Genomic DNA, 17,619 nt, shown 5'->3' with positions numbered 1-17,619 from the left:
TGTCTCGCGTTCGAACATCGAGGGGATCGCACTCCGTCATGACCACCTCCGCACCGCTGGCCGGTCTGCTGCTCGCCACCGCGAAGTCCGAGGCCCTCCGCAAGGTCGTCAGCGCGGTCGGCGCGCATGACCTGGAACTGGAAGGCCCGGCCTCGGCCCGGCCGCTGGTGGTGGCCACCCTCGCCGCGCCCGCCCCCATCGGCGCGGAGCGGATGGCGCTGGTCATCACCGCCACCGGGCGGGAGGCCGAGGAACTCGGCACCGGGCTGTCCGACCTGCTCGGCGCGGACACCGTGGCGGTCTTCCCGTCCTGGGAGACGTTGCCGCACGAGCGGCTCTCGCCGAGGGCGGACACCGTCGGCGGGCGGCTGTCCATCCTGCGCAGGCTGGCCCACCCCGAGGAGTTCGGGCCGCTGCGGGTGGTGGTGGCCACCGTGCGCAGCCTGATCCAGCCGATGGCGCCCGGCCTTGGCGAACTGGAGCCGGTGCGGCTGCGGGTCGGCTCCGAACACGACTTCCACACCCTGGTCGAGCGGTTCGTGCAGCTGGCCTACGTGCGGGTGGACATGGTGGAGAAGCGCGGGGAGTTCGCCGTGCGCGGCGGCATCCTGGACGTCTTCCCGCCCACCGCCGAACACCCGGTGCGGCTGGAGTTCTGGGGCGATGAGGTCACCGAGATCCGCGCCTTCGCCGTGGCCGACCAGCGTTCGCTGACCGAGGCGGTGCCCGAGCTGTTCGCCCCGCCCTGCCGGGAACTGCTGATCACCGACGCGGTCCGGGCCCGTGCGGCCGCCCTTGGCGCGGAGCACCAGGGCGATCCGCAGCTGGCCGAGATGCTGGACAAGATCGCCAACGGCATCCCGTGCGAGGGCATGGAGGCGTTGCTGCCGGCGTTGCTGCCCGGTCAGCTCGAACTGCTCACCGACGTGGTCCCGGTCGGCACGCACGTGCTGGTGGCCGATCCGGAGAAGGTGCGCACCCGCGCGCACGACCTGGTGCGCACCGGCCAGGAGTTCCTGGAAGCCTCCTGGATGGCCGCGGCCAGCGGCGGCAAGGCCCCGATCGACCTGGGCGCCTCCGCCTACCGCAGCCTCTCCGACGTGGCCGAGCACGCCCGCGAGACCGGTCGTCCCTGGTGGTCGCTGAGCCAGCTCACCACCGACGACGTGGACGGCGAGCGCCGCCCGATCCGGCTGGACATCCGCCAGGTCGAGGCCTACCGCGGCGAGGTCGAGCGGGCCTTCGCCGACCTGCGCGCGCACGCCGCGGCCGGCGGCGCCGCGGTGCTCGTGGTGCCCGGCACCGGCACCGGCCAGCGCGCCTGCGAACAGCTCGGCGAGGCCGAGGTGCCCTGCCGCTGGGCCGAGGACGGCCTGCCGGAGGCGCCGGCACCCGGCCTGGTCACCGTGGTCCGCGGCGCGCTGGAGGACGGCTTCGTGCTGACCGACCCGGCGCTGGTGGTGCTCACCGAGACCGACCTCACCGGCGGCCGCGGCGGCACCTCCACCAAGGACATGCGCCGGATGCCCTCGCGCCGCCGCAACGCCGTGGACCCGCTCGCGCTCAAGCCGGGCGACTTCGTGGTGCACGAGCAGCACGGCATCGGCAAGTACGTGCAGATGGTGCAGCGCACCGTGCAGGGCGCCACCCGGGAGTACCTGGTGCTGGAGTACGCCTCCGGCAAACGCGGCCAGCCCGGCGACCGGCTGTTCGTGCCGACCGACCAGCTCGACGACGTCTCCCGCTATGTCGGCGGCGAGCTGCCCGCGCTGAACAAGCTCGGCGGCTCGGACTGGAAGGCGACCAAGGCCAAGGCGCGCAAGGCGGTCAAGCAGATCGCGGCCGAACTCGTGCAGCTCTACGCGGCCAGGCAGTCCGCGCCGGGACACGCCTTCGGCGAGGACACCCCGTGGCAGCGGGAGCTGGAGGACGCCTTCCCGTTCACCGAGACCCCCGACCAGATGGCCGCCATCGACGAGGTCAAGGCCGACATGCGCCGCCCGGTGCCGATGGACCGGGTGATCTGCGGCGACGTCGGCTACGGCAAGACCGAGATCGCGGTGCGCGCGGCGTTCAAGGCGGTGCAGGACGGCAAGCAGGTGGTGGTGCTGGTGCCCACCACGCTGCTCGCCCAGCAGCACCTCAACACCTTCACCGAGCGGATGCGCGCCTTCCCGGTCACGGTCAAGGGCATGTCCCGGTTCACCGACCCGATGGAAGCGGAGAAGGTGCTGGCCGGGCTGGCCGACGGTGGTGTGGACGTGGTCATCGGCACCCACCGGCTGCTGCAGAAAACCGTGCGCTACAAGGATCTCGGCCTGGTCATCGTGGACGAGGAGCAGCGGTTCGGGGTCGAGCACAAGGAGCACATCAAGTCCCTGCGCACGCACGTGGACGTGCTCACCATGTCCGCCACCCCGATCCCGCGCACGCTGGAGATGAGCCTGGCCGGCATCCGCGAGATGTCCACCATCCTCACCCCGCCGGAGGAGCGGCACCCGGTGCTGACCTACGTCGGCGGGCACAACGAGAAGCAGGTCGGCGCGGCCATCCGGCGCGAGCTGTTGCGCGACGGCCAGGTCTTCTACGTGCACAACCGGGTCAGCACCATCGAGAAGGCGGCCCGCTCGCTGCGTGAGCTGGTGCCGGAGGCCAGGGTGGTCACCGCGCACGGGCAGATGAACGAGGACCGGCTGGAGAAGATCATCGAGGGCTTCTGGGAGAAGGAGTACGACGTCCTGGTCTGCACCACCATCGTGGAGACCGGCCTGGACATCTCCAACGCCAACACCCTCATCGTGGAGCGCGGCGACCTGCTCGGCCTCTCCCAGCTGCACCAGTTGCGCGGCCGGGTCGGCCGGGCGAGGGAACGCGGCTACGCCTACTTCCTCTACCCGCCGGAGTCCCCGCTCACCGAGCACGCGCACGACCGGCTGGCCACCATCGCGCAGAACTCCGAGCTGGGCTCCGGCATGGCGGTGGCCATGAAGGACCTGGAGATCCGCGGCGCGGGCAACATCCTCGGCGCTGAGCAGTCAGGGCACATCGCCGGGGTCGGCTTCGACCTCTACGTCCGGCTGGTCGGCGAGGCGGTGGACGCCTTCCGCAAGCAGGCTGGCGCGGGGGACGGCGAGGCCGAGGAGACCGAGCTGGCCGACGTGCGGATCGAGCTGCCGGTGGACGCGCACATCCCGCACGAGTACGTGCCGGGCGAGCGGCTGCGGCTGGAGGCATACCGCAAGATCGCCGCGGCCGGCAGCGCGGCCGACCTGGACGCGGTGCGCGAGGAGCTGACCGACCGCTACGGCCCGCTGCCCAAACCGGTGGAGCACCTGCTGGCCGTCTCCACCCTGCGCCAGACCTGCCGGGAGCACGGGGTCACCGAGATCGCCCTGCAGGGCAGCCAGATCCGGTTCGCCCCGATGGACCTGCGCGACTCGCAGACCATCCGGCTCAAGCGGCTCTACCCCAAGGCGCTGTACAAGCCGGGCACCCACCTGATCAACGTGCCGCGGCCGACCGAGGGCCCGGCAGGCGGGCGGATGGGCGCGCCCGCGCTGCGCGACGATGTGTTGCTGGACTGGTGCGCGCAGTTCCTGCGCAACCTCGCCGGAGCCACTCCGGGTACCCCCGTTGGGGCGGGAAGGGCCTGATGGGCAAGACTCGTGACGACCTGCGCCACCCGATCGTGAGAAGGTACGGAGCTGTGACGAAGGCCATGACTCGCACCCGCCTGGTCGCCGTGTCGATCACCGCGGGCCTGTTCCTGACCGGCTGTGCCGGTGGCCCCAGCAAGATCGGCAGCGCGGCGATCGTCGGCGACACCGCCATCCCGCTGGAGACCGTGCAGCAGCGCTTCGACGCCTGGCTGGCGGCCTACTCGGACGGCTCCGGGGAGCAGCGGGAGCGGCAGGGCCTGGCCAACCTGGGCCGGGCGCAGGCCAGCGTGCTGGTCAGCCGCGAACTGGTCCGCCAGGTCGCCAAGGCCGAGGGCGTGACCTACAGCGAGGAAGAGGTCCAGGCGCTGATCAAGCAGGTGGGTGGTTCCACCGAGGCGGCGGCGCAGACCCTGGAGACCCCGGCCAACTACCACCAGTCGGTGCGGGCCCAGCTGCTGGCCGCCGCGATCGGCCGCAGGCACATCCAGAACCTGCGCATCACCATGGACTTCACCACCGCGACCAGCCGCACCGAGGCCGAGCGCAAGGCCAAGGAGATGGCGCAGAGCGAGCAGGCCGCGACCGCGCTGGTGCGCAAGGACGTGGCGGGCATGCCCGCCAACCCGCAGACCGGGCAGACCGCCGAGCAGAGCAGGCTGAACCAGACGCTGCCGGTGACCAACTTCCTCGGCCAGCAGACCCCGCGCGCGCTGATGTCGCTGTTCACCGTGCCGGCGGGCACCGTGGTCGGGGTCTCGCTGAACTCCGGCCAGCAGGGCGGCGGCGCGCAGCAGTGGATCGTGGCCAGGGTGAAGAACCGCTCCGACCAGCCGACCTCGGGCACCTCGCCGGGTGAGGTCGCCGAGCAGGCCAGCCCGTCCCAGCTCGAACTGGTCGGCCAGGCCGTGATCTCGCACTACGCCTCGACCAAGACCATCGAGATCAACCCGCGCTACGGCGTCTGGGAGCCGACCTCCACCGACACCCAGGCCCGGATCACCGGCCCCGGCAACCCGGCCCCCACCTTCAGCATCCCGGCGCGGACCGAAGTCCAGAAGTGACGCCGGTGCGTCAGGGCTGCGCCGTCGTCCTGCTCAGCGAGCGCCTGGGCGCGGTCTTACCGCTGGCCGCGGTGCCCGCGGTGCGCACCGCGGCCGAGGTCTACGCCGACCCGGCCGAGCTGGGCTTCCCGGTGCCGCCCCCGGTGGCCGAGCTGCTCGCGCTGGCCGAGCAGGCGCCGGTGGTGCTGCTGACCCTGGACGCCGAGGGCCCGGCCGCGGCCGCGCTGGTGCGGGCCGGGGCCAAGCTGATCGGCACCCCGGAGCCACGCGGCGCCGGGCTGGTCGAGGCGGCCCAGGTGATGCACCGGCTGCGCTCGCCGGGCGGCTGTCCCTGGGACGCCGAGCAAACGCACGACTCGCTGCGGCAGTACCTGGTCGAGGAGACCTACGAGCTGCTGGAGGCGATCGAGGACGGCGACCGGGCCGCGTTGCGCGAGGAACTCGGCGACGTGCTGTTGCAGGTGCTCTTCCACGCCAGGGTGGCCGAGGAGGACGGGGCGGACCCGTTCTCCATCGACGAGGTGGCCGCCGAGCTGGTGGCCAAGCTGGTCGGCAGGCACCCGCACGTCTTCGCCGAGCACGGTGACCCCGCGGTCCGGGACAGCCACACCCAGCAGCAGCGCTGGGAGGAGCTGAAGCAGGTGGAGAAGCGCAGGGAGTCCGCGGTGGACGGGGTCGCCCTCGGCCAGCCCGCGGTGGCCCTGGCCGCCAAACTCGCCCAGCGTGCCGGTCGCGCCGGGGTGCCGGTCGACCTGCTGCCCGGCGGCGGCGACCCGGGTCAGGCCCTGTTCTCGGTGGCCGCGCTGGCCAAGCTCGGCGGTGCCGACCCGGAGTCCGAACTGCGTGCGGTGGCCCGTGGTTTCGGGCTCACCCTGCGCGCGGCCGAGGCCGCCGCCCGCGCCGACGGCGCCGACCCGGCCGCGCTGGACGCGGACGGCTGGCGCCACTACTGGCCGAAGAAGTAAGGCCCGTGTTAACCCCCGGCGATAGGTTTTCCGGCTGAACGGGGGAGATGGGCTACCCCTGATTGGGTTAATCGGAATGAATTCGTGACCCGCCGTGTGGGTTGACGATGACCTTGAGCGCGTTCCCAGGCACACTGGGTGGCGATGAACGCCGACGGCCACACCCGAAGCGAACGATGCTGGGCCTTCCTGTTGCTCGGGGCCACCGGAGCCGCGCTGGCCACCCTCGGCGCGGTGGTGGTGCGCGGCGAGCTGGCCGCCACGCCCGCGTTGCGGCAGCCACCGGTCGCCGAGTTCAAGTTGCCAGCCGCCCTCGCCCCGCCGAACGCGGGCGCGGCGCTGCCCGAGCTGACCCCGCAACCACCAGGCGCCCGCCCGCAGGCCCAGCTGGCCGGCTGGGCCGCCCAGTACTCGAACAAGCTCAACGTGCCCAAGGGCGCGCTGGAGGCATACGGCTACGCCGCCGCGCTCACCGCGGCCGAGCGGCCCGCCTGCCGGATCACCTGGACCGCGCTCGCCGGGATCGGCCAGGTCGAGTCCAACCACGGCCGGTTCAACGGCGCCCGGCTGGACGCCTCGGCCCGCCCCACCAGCGATATCCGCGGCATCCCGCTCGACGGGCGGCCGGGGGTGAAGGCGATCAGGGACACCGACGGCGGCAGGCTGGACGGGGACACCGTGTGGGACCGGGCGATGGGCCCGCTCCAGTTCATCCCGACCACCTGGCAGGCCTGGGGCGCCGACGCGGACACCGACGGCCGCACCGATCCGGACGACCTCGACGACGCCGCCCTCTCCGCCGCCCGCTACCTGTGCGCCAGCGGCGGCGACCTGGGCACGCCGGAGGGCTGGTGGCGTGCGGTGACCACGTACAACGAGAGCCGCCGCTACGGCCAGGAGGTGCTGGACCGGGCCGATCACTACGGCCGGGCCAGCCGCGAGAACTGACCCGCCCGCGCCGGGTGTGCGTAGCCTGGTCTGGTGGTCACCCCCGCAGCACCGTCACTGCCGACGCCCACCCCCGAGCCGCCGCGCCGCCGTGCCGGGCTGGCCGGGAGGCTGGTCATCGCCGGAGTGGTGGTCGGCGTGGCCGGGGCGGGCATCTGGGCGCTGACCCAGGTCACCGAGCCGGACCGGACCCCGCGCCGGGTGGAGCCGCCGATCGTGGCGGTGCCGGTGGAACCCGGCTCCGCGGTACCCGGCGACGTGCTGCCGGACCGGCAGCCGCCGCCGGATCGCAAGCCGCCGCCAGCGGCCCAGGGCGGTCAGGCGCCGGACCCGATCGGCGAGTGGGCCAACCGGGTCAGCGAGACCATCGAGGTCCCGGCCCGCGCCCTACGCGCCTACGCGGTGGCCGACCTGACCCTGCGCGCGGAGAAGCCGCGCTGCCGGATCACCTGGGCCACCATCGCCGCGATCGGCCGGATCGAGTCCAACCACAACCGCTACGGCGGCGCGACCCTGCAGGAGGACGGCCGCCCGTCCAAGCCGATCATCGGCGTGCCGCTGGACGGCTCACCCGGCTTCAAGGCCATCCCGGACACCGACAAGGGCCAGCTCGACGGCGACACCCAGTGGGACCGGGCGGTCGGCCCGATGCAGTTCATCCCGGGCACCTGGAAGCGCTTCGCCGCCGACGGCGACGGGGACGGCAAGGCCGATCCGCAGGACATCGACGACGCCGCGGTGGCCGCGGGCCGCTACCTGTGCTCGGCCAACCGGGACATGGGCACCGGCAAGGACTGGTGGGCGGCGACCTTCACCTACAACAACTCGGTGGAGTACGGCCAGAAGGTCTTCGGCCTCGCCGACCGGTACGCCCGCGGCAGCCTCGGCCAGCGCTGAGGCCGGTTCAGGTGCCGGTGTCCTTCTCCCGCAGCATCATCCGGGCCCTGACCTCGTTGACCGCTTCCAGGTAGTCCGGCTTCGGGTTCATCGCCGCGGCCATCCGCAGCTGGGTGATCGCCTCGGACAGCCTGCTCTGCCGTTGCAGGGTCCGGCCCAGCGCGAAGCGGGCGTAGTGATCGGTGGGATCCAGCTCCAGCACCCGCCGGAAGGACCGCTCGGCCCTGGTGAACTGGGCCGAGTGCAGATAACACCTGGCGGCCAGCAGATGAACACTCGGCAGGTCCGGATTGGACTCCAGGACGGGCTCCAGCCAGCGAAGTGCGTCCAGTGGCCGGTTCGCGGCCAGGAGCGACTCCGCCCTGCGATACGCCTCGAAGGTGCCCTCGGTCATAGTCACCCCACGGTACGACGTCTTCGCCGATCGCGCGCCCGCCATCCGGGCCATGATCCACACCCCACTCCACCGTGTTGGCCGTTCTCGTACGGTGTGTTGGCCGTTTTCGGGCGGTAGCCGTACCAGTGTGGCCAACACTGCGTACGAGAACGGCCAACACTGCGCACGGGTGACTCGGGGGTCCGGCTAGGCTCGGCAGTGGTCAAGTCCCAGGCTGGGTGATTAAGGAGAGCGCACGTGGCGGTCATCGAACAGGTAGGCGCCCGCGAGATCCTGGACTCTCGCGGCAACCCCACCGTCGAGGTCGAGGTGGCACTGGATGACGGCACGCTGGCCCGCGCGGCCGTGCCCTCGGGTGCGTCCACGGGCGAGCACGAGGCAGTCGAGCTGCGCGACGGCGACAGCAACCGGTACCTCGGCAAGGGTGTCGAGAAGGCCGTGACCGCGGTGCTCGACGAGATCGGCCCCGAGCTGGTCGGCATCGAGGCCGTGGAGCAGCGGCTGGTCGACCAGAAGCTGGTCGACCTGGACGGCACGCCGGACAAGTCCCGGCTCGGCGCGAACGCCATCCTCGGCGTCTCGCTCGCGGTGGCCAAGGCCGCGGCCGAGTCCAGCGGGCTGGAGTTGTTCCGCTACGTCGGCGGTCCGAACGCGCACGTGCTGCCGGTGCCGATGATGAACATCATCAACGGTGGCGCGCACGCCGACAGCGATGTCGACATCCAGGAATTCATGATCGCGCCGATCGGCGCGGAGAGCTTCCGCGAGGCGCTGCGCTGGGGCGTGGAGGTCTACCACGCGCTCAAGTCGGTGCTCAAGGCCAAGGGCCTGGCCACCGGTCTCGGCGACGAGGGCGGCTTCGCGCCGAACCTGCCGAGCAACCGGGACGCGCTGGACCTGATCGTGCAGGGCATCGAGAAGGCCGGTTTCCGGGTGGGCCGGGACGTCGCGCTCGCGCTCGACGCGGCCGCCACCGAGTTCTACCAGGACGGCTCGTACCACTTCGAGAAGTCCAAGCGCAGTGCCGAGCAGATGACCGGGTACTACACCGAGCTGATCAACAACTACCCGCTGATCTCCCTTGAGGACCCGCTGTCCGAGGACGACTGGGACGGCTGGGTGCAGCTGACCAAGGAGGTCGGCGACCGGGTGCAGATCGTCGGCGACGACCTGTTCGTCACCAACCAGGAGCGCCTGGAGGAGGGCATCGCCCGCCGTGCGGCCAACGCGGTGCTGGTGAAGGTCAACCAGATCGGCACCCTGTCCGAGACGCTGGACACGATCAGCCTGGCCCAGTCCTGCGGCTACCGCAGCATGATGAGCCACCGTTCCGGCGAGACCGAGGACACCACCATCGCCGACCTCGCGGTGGCGCTCAACTGCGGTCAGATCAAGACCGGCGCGCCCGCCCGGAGCGAGCGGGTGGCCAAGTACAACCAGCTGCTGCGGATCGAGGAGACCCTCGGCGACGCGGCCCGCTACGCGGGCGAGCTGGCGTTCCCGCGGTTCACCCCGGACACCCAGGGCTGAGCCCGATGGCGGGGCGCGAGCACGACAGGGAGCGGCGGCGCAGGCGGACGGAGAACTCCTCCGCCTCCTCGGCGCGCCGGCCGGAGCGCGCGCGCCGCAAGTGGCAACGACCGGACCGGACCGGCGCGGCAGCGGCCTCCTCGAGCACCGAGGAGGTCCGCTCCGCCCGGGACCGGTCCGCGCGGGACCGCAGTGAGACCACCCGCCGCGGCACGCCGGGCACCCGCTCGCGCAGGCCGACCGCGGGACCGGGCGGGGCGTTCAAGCTCTCCTCCACCCGGCGGGCCGCGCTGCTGGCGATCATCGCCTGCGCGCTGACGCTGTCCATCGCGGTGCCACTGCGCAACTACTGGAGCCAGAAGTCGGAGATGCAGGCCGAGACGGAGAAGGTCAAGCAGCTCAACGAGGTGGCCAAGCAGCTCGAGGAGCGCAAGACCCAGCTCTCGGACCCGACCCAGATCGAGGCCGAGGCCCGGCGCAGGCTGCGGTACGTCCGGCCGGGTGAGACGCCGTACGTGGTGCAGCTGCCGCAGCCGAGCACCCCGGCCGCGCCCGCGGAGTCCGAACAGCGCAAGAACGACAAGCCTTGGTACGACCGGCTATGGGACTCGATCACCGGGAGTGGTTCGTGAGCAAGGAGAAACCGTGCCTGGGACTGGACGTCCCGCCGGTGCGGGAGGAGCTGACCGAGGCCGATCGCGCGGCGGTGACCGCGCAGCTGGGCCGGTCACCACGCGGTGTACGGGCGGTGGCGTACCGCTGTCCGTGTGGCAACCCCGCGGTGCTCCAGACGAACCCCCGGTTGGACGACGGCACCCCGTTCCCCACCATGTACTACTCGACCTGCCCCCGGGTGAACTCGATGTTGGGGACGCAGGAGGCCTCCGGTCTGATGAAGGAGATGACCGACCGGCTGGAGACCGACGAGGGCCTTGCTGACCAGTACCGGAAGGCGCACGAGAGCTATCTCGCCGAGCGCGACGGGATCGAGTCGCTGGGCACCGGGGTCACCGCGGGCGGAATGCCGGACCGGGTCAAGTGCTTGCACGTACAAGTTGCACATGCACTTGCCTGTGGGCGGGGAGTGAACCCTTTTGGTGACGAATCGGCCGACCGGCTGACGGACTGGTGGCGCTCCGGTAGCTGCGTGTAGCCCACGCTGGGCTCTCTGGGGAACTCGCGGTCTTCGGCTGCACCGGTCGAGTCGCTACACTCGCGTATCTCGTGCTCAGCACCGGGGTTCGGCCAGGTCACCGCCTCGCAACGAGGGTGGAATGCAAGCGGGAGGGCAGCCACCATGGGTAGTGTCCCCGCGCTTCCCTACGGCAGGCCACTGACGCGGCTGGACCTGGAGGCGATGCCTCATGACGGTCATCGCTACGAGATCGTGGACGGGGTGCTCACCGTGAGCCCCTCACCCCGCCCACTCCACCAGCGCGCCATCCTGCGACTGATCATGGCGCTGGAACCGCACTGCCCGGAGGAGCTGGAGATCCTGCCCGCCCCGGTGGACGTGGTGCTGGCCGAGGACACCGTGCTGATCCCGGACATCGTGATCGCGCGGACGGTGGACTGGACCGATCGCGGGCTCTTCGGCCCGCCGGTGCTCGCGGTCGAGGTTTTCTCGCCGAGCACCCGGCGATTCGACCTGGAACTCAAGCGGGCGCGTATGCAGGCGGCCGGATGCCCGAACTATTGGGTGGTCGATCCGGACGAACCGGCGTTGCGCTGCTGGCATTTGCGTGATGACCGCTATGTGGAGGTCGCATTCGCCCGCGGCACCGAGTCGGTCACGCTGAGCGAGCCGTTCACGGTCACGCTCTCGCCGGCGGATCTCGTCTCGTTGCGCCGCCGATAAGCGCGCGTGATGACCCGGTTCAATTCAGTTGGACAGGTTCCGGCCGTGTTACGTGACATTCCTGGTACCCGCTCGTTGTGCTCAGTACGGTGAGAACCGGTGACACGGCTTCGCTGATCAGGCAGGCTTGCGGCGGCCCGGTGCGGTACGGGCCTGGGGGAGGCACGGCCGTCGACCGGCCGCGGGATGTGGTGAGGAGAGGTTGCAGGTGGGTGCTCCGAACGGGCCTGGCTTCGTGGCGGCGACGACACGAAAACGGCGCAAGGGTCGGAGACTGATCGCCGCGGCCACCGTCAGCGCGGCCCTGGTCGCCCCCGGCCTGCTGGCCGCGGGCGGCGGCGCGCTCGGCATCCTCCCGGCGGCCGACATCACCAGCCTGGATACCCCGCGCCCCGGCAACATCCTGGCCCTGTTGCAGGACAACAGCGGCGTCGGCGTGAACGGCGCGCTGCCCAGCGCGGACTCGGTCAGCCCGGAACTGGTCGCCGCGCTGCGCGACCCCAGCCAGCAGCCCCCGCCGGACCCGTTCGACCCCGGTTCGGCCGTGGAGGGCATCCCTGGCGAGGTGCTCAAGGCCTACCGCAGGGCCGCCGAGATCCTGGCCGGCACCACCCCCGGCTGCCGGCTGCACTGGTCGCTGCTGGCCGGTATCGGCAAGATCGAGTCCAACCACGCCCGCGGCGGCAAGGTCGACATCAACGGCAACGCCAGCCCGCGCATCCTGGGCCCGCAGCTCTCCGGCGGCCCCGGCTTCGCCGCGATCAGGGACACCGACAACGGCGCGCTGGACGGCGACACCGCGTGGGACCGGGCGGTCGGCCCGATGCAGTTCATCCCGAGCACCTGGCGGGGCTACGCCGCCGACGGCAACGCCGACGGCAGGTCCGACCCGAACAACATCTACGACGCGGCCCTCGGCGCCGGGAACTACCTGTGCTCGGGCGGTCTCGACCTGAGCAACCCGACCCAGCTGGCCGCCGCGGTGTTCCGCTACAACCACTCCAACGTCTACGTGAAGAACGTGCTGACCTGGATGGAGCGCTACGCCAAGGGCGTCACGATCCTGCCGGACGACCCGCTGGTGCCGACCGATCCGAACCTGACCCAGCCGCCGCCGCAGGGCGGGGTCACCCCGCCGCCGCAGAACCCGCCGCCGCCGGGCCCCGGCAACCCGACCAGCTCCAGCTCCAGCTCGAGTCCCAGCCCCAGCCCGAGTCCCAGCCCGTCCTCCTCGGTCTCACCGACGCCGCCCTCCAGCAGCACGCCCCCCTCGAGCAGCACCAGCCCCTCCTCGAGCACCTCGCCGACGCCGACCTGCACCACCCCGCCGCCGTCGAGCACCTCCCCGTCCAGCACCTCGCCGACGCCGACCAGCAGCTCCGGCCTGCCCGCCTGCGTCACCCCCACGCCCAGCTCCACCAGCAGCACCCCACCGCCGGTGGCCAAGACGGGCACGGTGCAGGCCCCGCAGTAGGGTTGCCGCGGACGTTTTCGAGGGTGGGGTGGGCGATGCCACGGGTAGGCGCGATCGACTGCGGGACGAACTCGATCCGGCTGCTCGTCGCCGATGTCTCCGAGCGCGAGGACGGCAGCCGCTGGCTGCGGGACGTGCACCGGGAGATGCGCATCGTGCGGCTCGGGCAGGGCGTGGACGCCACCGGCGTGCTCGCGCCGGAAGCCCTGGAGCGCACCAGGATCGCGCTGGCCGACTACACCGCCATCCTCCGCCGCAAGGGCGTCGAGCGGGTGCGGATGGTGGCCACCTCGGCCACCAGGGACGCGGCCAATCGCGAGGACTTCTTCGGCATGGTCCGTGAAACGCTCGGAGTGGACGCGGAAGTCATCACCGGGGACGAGGAGGCGACCCTCTCCTTCACCGGCGCTGTGGGCGATCTGGAGCCCGAAGAGGGGCCCTTCGTGGTCGTCGACCTGGGTGGCGGGTCCACCGAGGTCGTGCTGGGTGACTGGGACGGTGTGCGGGCCACGGTCACCGCGGCCAGGTCGGTGGACATCGGCTGCGTTCGACTGACCGAACGCTGCCTGCCGGACGACCCGCCCACCCCGGCCCAGCGCGCCGAGGCCGAGCGGGTCATCGCCGAGGGACTGGCCGAGGCATTCGCCGCGGTGGACGTCAGCAAGGCCCGCACCTGGATCGGCCTGGCGGGCACGATGACCACCATCTCCGGCATCGCCAAGGGCCTGCCGAGCTACGACTCCGAGGCCATCCACCTGTCAAGACTCCAGATGGGCGAGCTGCACGAGACGATCGAACTCCTGCTCACCCTTTCGCGCGCCGATCGGGCCGCCCTGCCGGTCATGCACCCGGGCCGGGTCGACGTCATCGGTGGCGGTGCGTTAGTGGTGGCCAAGATCGCCGAAGAACTGCGCGAACGGGCTGGAATCACCGAGCTGGTCGTCAGTGAGCACGACATTCTCGACGGCATCGCGTTGTCGACCGTTTGAAGGACACTCCGTCAATCGATTGACGGACATCTTTCCGTGAAGAATCCGGTCACGTTGCGTAGTTGTAACTTGTTATTCAGTTGACAAAATTGACGATCGTGACCGCTTTGTGACCGTACCCCGGTGTAGTTCGTTGGGTTGAGCCGATTACGGTCCCTCTCACGGTTCGGGAAGGGTTCCCGTGGCCGTTTGGGTGGCGCTCACGAACTTCATCGTGAGACGCGCCGTGTAGGTGGGAGGACGTACATGCGGAAGGGACGCGCGCTGTCCTTGATCGCGCTGCCGATCGCGGCTTCGCTGGTCTTGACGGCCTGTGGCGGCGGTGGCGGCAGCCAGTCGGGCGGCAACGAGAACACCGAGGTGAGCATCTTCGGCACTGAGCCGGAGAACCCCTTGGTGCCCGGCAACACCACCGAGACCGGTGGCGGCAAGGTGGTGCAGGCGATCTTCACCGGTCTGGTGAAGTACTCGAACTCGTTCGAGGTCAAGAACGCCATGGCCGAGTCGATCGAGCTGACCAAGCCCGACCAGTACACGATCAAGCTCAAGCAGGGCTGGAAGTTCCACGACGGCACCGACGTCAAGGCGAAGAACTTCGTCGACGCCTGGAACTACACCGCCTACTCGCCCAACGGGCAGCAGTCGGCCAGCTTCTTCGAGCAGATCAAGGGCTTCCGCGACGTCAACACCGTCGACCCGGACGGCGCCAACGGTCCGCAGAAGGCTCCTGAGCCCAAGGCCAAGGAGATGTCCGGCCTCAAGGCCGTCGACGACTACACCATCACGGTGGACTTCACCGAGCCGCACGTGATCTTCAAGGTCAAGCTCGGCTACTCGGCCTACATGCCGCTGCCCGACGCCTTCTTCAAGGACGCGAAGGCCTTCGAGGCCAAGCCGATCGGCAACGGCCCGTTCAAGTTCGTCTCCCGCACGCCCAAGCAGGACATCAAGCTTGAGCGTTACGAGGAGTACAAGGGCGACGACAAGCCGAAGATCAAGAAGGTCAAGGTCGCCATCTACACCGGCACCGAGGCCGCCTACGCCGCGGTGAAGGGGAACCAGCTCGACTTCCTCGACACCATCCCGCCGTCGGGCCTGGCCGGCAACCTCTGGAAGACCGACCTCAAGGGTCGCTCGCAGTCCTTCCAGGGCCTGTCCGTGCAGATCCTGAACTTCCCGGTGTACGACAAGAAGTACCAGAACGCGGACTTCCGCAAGGCGATCTCCATGGCGATCAACCGCAAGGAGATCACCGAGAAGATCTTCGAGGGCTCGCGTAAGCCCACCGACGGCTACGCGGTCGACGGTGTGACCGGCTGGAGCCCCGGCGGCTGCGGCGAGCTGTGCCAGCACAACCCGACCGAGGCCAAGCGGCTCTTCGACAAGAGCGGCTTCACCGGCAAGCTGGAGATCACCTCCAACGCCGACGGCGGGCACAAGGAATGGATCGAGGCCGCCTGTGGCCAGATCAAGGCAGCCCTGAGCCTGGAGTGCACCTTCGCCCCGGTCGCCACCTTCGGTGAGATCCGGAAGAAGATCAACGCGCACGAGATGACCCAGGTCTACCGCGGTGGCTGGCTCGCCGACTACCCGTCGGTGGAGAACTTCCTCAACCCGCTGTACCGCACCGGTGGCTCCTCCAACGACGGTGGCTACTCCAGCCCGGCCGTTGACGCGAAGCTGGCCGAGGCGGACCGCGCCGGCACCGAGGCGGAGAGCTACAAGCTCTACCACGAGGCCGAGAAGCTGATCGCGAACGACATGCCAGCCATCCCGCTGTGGAGCACTCCCAGCCAGGCCGGCTGGTCGAACCGCCTGAAGAACGCGACCATGAGCGCGTACCGCGAACTCGACCTGTCCACGGTCGAGGTTGCCTGATCATTAGCAACGAGGGGCTGGCCCACAACGTCGTGGGCCAGCCCCTGTCGCGGTAGAAGGAGTTCGCTTCCATGGGCCGCTATGTCATTCGGCGCCTGCTACAACTCATTCCCGTCTTCCTCGGCACCACGTTCCTGATCTACGTGCTGGTCTGGACACTCCCGGGTGATCCATTCGCCAGCATGTGCGGAGAGCGTCGGTGCCCAGACGCGTTCGTCGCGGTGATGACGGAGAAGTTCAACCTCAACGACAACATCTTCATCCAGTACATCAAGTACCTGGGTGGCCTGCTCCAAGGCGACTTCGGGGAGACCTTCAACGGCACCTCGGTCGGTGAGCTGATCTCGCTGCGGTACCCGGTCTCGGTCAAGCTCGCGCTGGTCGCGGTGCTGATCGAAGCCGTCATCGGCGTCATCGCCGGTGTGCTGACCGGTCTGCGCGGCCGTGGCTTCCTGGACAACCTGGTCCTGGTCTCCACCCTGTTCCTGATCTCCCTGCCCACCTTCGTCACCGGCTTCGTGCTGCAGCAGGTGCTGGGCTTCCAGCTGGAGATAATCCCGACCGTGGTGTCGGAGGATCCGACCTTCGCCGAGCTACTGGTGCCGGGCTTCGTGCTCGGCAGCCTGTCGATGGCCTATGTCACGAGACTCACCCGCACCTCGATCGCGGAGAACAAGCGCGCCGACTACGTCCGCACCGCGGTGGCCAAGGGCCTGCCGCAGAGCCGGGTGGTCGGGGTGCACCTGCTCCGCAACTCGGTGATCCCGGTGATCACCTTCCTCGGCACCGACCTGGGTTCGCTGATGGGCGGCGCCATCGTCACCGAGGGCATCTTCGGCATCCGAGGGATCGGCGGTCTGGTCTACGAGTCGATTCTCCAGAAGGAGGGCATCACCGTCACCGGTGTGGTCGTGCTCCTGGTGATCGTCTTCCTGATCGTCAACCTGTTCGTCGACCTGCTCTACGCCGTGCTGGACCCGAGGATCCGTTATGACTGACCCGTCTGCTGCCGCCGCCGGCTCCACCATCGAAGCGCACCAGATGGTGTCGGACGCCGAGCACGCTTCCACCACACAGGACAAACCCCGCAGTCTTTGGTCTGACGCGTGGGGCGACCTGCGCCGCAGGCCGCTGTTCATCATGTCCGCCACCGTGATCCTCTTCCTGATCATCGTGGCCGCCTTCCCCTGGCTGTTCACCTCGGTGGACCCGGACGCGGGCGACCTGCAGCGATCCCGGCTCGCGCCCTCGGCACAGGCCTGGTTCGGCTATGACACGCAGGGCAAGGACATCTTCGCCAGAGTCGTCTACGGCACCCGCTGGTCGATCCTGGTCGGCGTGATGTCCACCCTGGTCACCGTGCTCATCGGCGGGATCATGGGCCTGCTCAGCGGCTTCTTCGGCGGCTGGGTGGACGCGATCCTGTCCAGGGTGGCCGATGTCTTCTTCGGTCTGCCGTTCGTGCTCGGCGCGATCGTGATCCTCTCCGCCTTCCTCTCCGGCGGTGGCTCACCCGGCGCGTTCACCATCGTCAGCCTGGTGGTGCTCTCCATCGCGCTGCTGTCCTGGCCGGTGGCCATGCGGATCATGAGATCGGCCGCGATCACGGTGAAGCAGCAGGACTTCGTGAAGGCCGCGCGCGCCCTGGGCGCCAGCAACAGCCGGATCATCGTCAAGCACCTGCTGCCGAACTGCCTGGCGCCCGTGCTGGTCTACGGCACCATCGCGCTGGGCGCGTTCATCGGCGCCGAGGCGACGCTGTCGTTCCTGGGTCTGGGCCTGCGGGCACCGGCGGTGTCCTGGGGCGTGATGATCGCCGACGCGCGCGACTACATCCGGATCGCGCCGCACCTGCTGTACTTCCCCGCCGGTTTCCTGGTGATCACCGTGCTCGCCTTCGTGATGCTGGGCGACGCGGTCCGGGAAGCACTCGACCCCAAGCTTCGTTAGGAGGCAGTTCACA

At 70.0% G+C, this 17,619-nt stretch carries 15 protein-coding genes; 14 read left to right on the top strand and 1 reads right to left on the bottom strand.

Annotated features, from left to right (window positions below; translation table 11 throughout):
• The first annotated feature begins 38 nt into the window (after positions 1 to 38).
• From mfd to HNR67_RS01420, 5 genes are all read left to right on the top strand, one after another.
• Positions 39 to 3,653, top strand: a complete 3,615-nt coding sequence (gene mfd, locus HNR67_RS01440; RefSeq protein WP_185000196.1) for a transcription-repair coupling factor — start codon at positions 39 to 41, stop codon at positions 3,651 to 3,653.
• Positions 3,654 to 3,718: 65 nt separating this feature from the next.
• Positions 3,719 to 4,720, top strand: a complete 1,002-nt coding sequence (locus HNR67_RS01435; RefSeq protein WP_185000195.1) for a SurA N-terminal domain-containing protein — start codon at positions 3,719 to 3,721, stop codon at positions 4,718 to 4,720.
• Positions 4,717 to 5,685 carry a MazG family protein gene (locus HNR67_RS01430; RefSeq protein WP_185000194.1) on the top strand — a complete coding sequence of 323 codons (969 nt, stop codon included), beginning with the start codon at positions 4,717 to 4,719 and terminating at the stop codon, positions 5,683 to 5,685. The genes HNR67_RS01435 and HNR67_RS01430 overlap by 4 nt, the downstream gene beginning before the upstream one ends.
• Positions 5,686 to 5,829: 144 nt before the next feature.
• The gene (locus tag HNR67_RS01425; protein WP_185000193.1) at positions 5,830 to 6,633 is read left to right on the top strand and encodes a lytic murein transglycosylase; all 804 of its coding nucleotides are present in this window, start codon (positions 5,830 to 5,832) and stop codon (positions 6,631 to 6,633) included.
• 33 nt (positions 6,634 to 6,666) lie between these two features.
• A complete protein-coding gene (locus HNR67_RS01420; protein WP_312986186.1) occupies positions 6,667 to 7,530 on the top strand; it encodes a lytic transglycosylase domain-containing protein in 864 nt (287 codons plus the stop codon).
• Positions 7,531 to 7,537: 7 nt separating this feature from the next.
• On the opposite strand, the gene HNR67_RS01415 is transcribed toward HNR67_RS01420, so the two are convergent.
• Positions 7,538 to 7,924, bottom strand: a complete 387-nt coding sequence (locus HNR67_RS01415) for a CDC27 family protein (RefSeq protein ID WP_185000192.1) — start codon at positions 7,922 to 7,924, stop codon at positions 7,538 to 7,540.
• A gap of 240 nt (positions 7,925 to 8,164) precedes the next feature.
• Between HNR67_RS01415 and eno the strand changes: the two genes are divergently transcribed.
• The 9 genes from eno (at position 8,165) to HNR67_RS01370 (ending at position 17,606) form a co-directional block, all read left to right on the top strand.
• On the top strand, positions 8,165 to 9,457 hold the full coding sequence (eno, locus tag HNR67_RS01410; RefSeq protein WP_185000191.1) for a phosphopyruvate hydratase: 1,293 nt from the start codon (positions 8,165 to 8,167) through the stop codon (positions 9,455 to 9,457).
• 5 nt (positions 9,458 to 9,462) lie between these two features.
• On the top strand, positions 9,463 to 10,089 hold the full coding sequence (locus HNR67_RS01405; RefSeq protein WP_185000190.1) for an FtsB family cell division protein: 627 nt from the start codon (positions 9,463 to 9,465) through the stop codon (positions 10,087 to 10,089).
• Positions 10,086 to 10,610, top strand: coding sequence for a DUF501 domain-containing protein (locus tag HNR67_RS01400; RefSeq protein ID WP_312986185.1), 525 nt, complete (start codon positions 10,086 to 10,088; stop codon positions 10,608 to 10,610). The genes HNR67_RS01405 and HNR67_RS01400 overlap by 4 nt, the downstream gene beginning before the upstream one ends.
• A gap of 144 nt (positions 10,611 to 10,754) precedes the next feature.
• Positions 10,755 to 11,315 (top strand): Uma2 family endonuclease, encoded by a 561-nt coding sequence (locus HNR67_RS01395; RefSeq protein WP_246492441.1) that lies wholly within the window; start codon positions 10,755 to 10,757, stop codon positions 11,313 to 11,315.
• A 208-nt stretch (positions 11,316 to 11,523) separates the two neighbouring features.
• Complete coding sequence (locus tag HNR67_RS01390; protein WP_185000188.1) at positions 11,524 to 12,789, top strand: lytic transglycosylase domain-containing protein; 1,266 nt, start codon at positions 11,524 to 11,526, stop codon at positions 12,787 to 12,789.
• A gap of 35 nt (positions 12,790 to 12,824) precedes the next feature.
• The gene (locus HNR67_RS01385) at positions 12,825 to 13,778 is read left to right on the top strand and encodes a Ppx/GppA phosphatase family protein (RefSeq protein WP_185000187.1); all 954 of its coding nucleotides are present in this window, start codon (positions 12,825 to 12,827) and stop codon (positions 13,776 to 13,778) included.
• A 246-nt stretch (positions 13,779 to 14,024) separates the two neighbouring features.
• On the top strand, positions 14,025 to 15,656 hold the full coding sequence (locus tag HNR67_RS01380) for a peptide ABC transporter substrate-binding protein (RefSeq protein WP_185000186.1): 1,632 nt from the start codon (positions 14,025 to 14,027) through the stop codon (positions 15,654 to 15,656).
• A gap of 71 nt (positions 15,657 to 15,727) precedes the next feature.
• A complete protein-coding gene (locus tag HNR67_RS01375) occupies positions 15,728 to 16,654 on the top strand; it encodes an ABC transporter permease (RefSeq protein WP_185000185.1) in 927 nt (308 codons plus the stop codon).
• Entirely contained in the window at positions 16,647 to 17,606 is a 960-nt protein-coding gene (locus tag HNR67_RS01370) for an ABC transporter permease (RefSeq protein ID WP_185000184.1), read from the top strand. Before HNR67_RS01375 ends, HNR67_RS01370 begins: the two co-directional genes overlap by 8 nt.
• Positions 17,607 to 17,619 lie beyond the last annotated feature (13 nt).

Origin of the sequence: Crossiella cryophila, assembly GCF_014204915.1 — a bacterium.
GTDB classification, from domain to species: Bacteria; Actinomycetota; Actinomycetes; order Mycobacteriales; family Pseudonocardiaceae; genus Crossiella; species Crossiella cryophila.
Note: the sequence above shows the minus strand (reverse complement) of the source record. Positions and strands in the feature narration are given on the sequence as shown.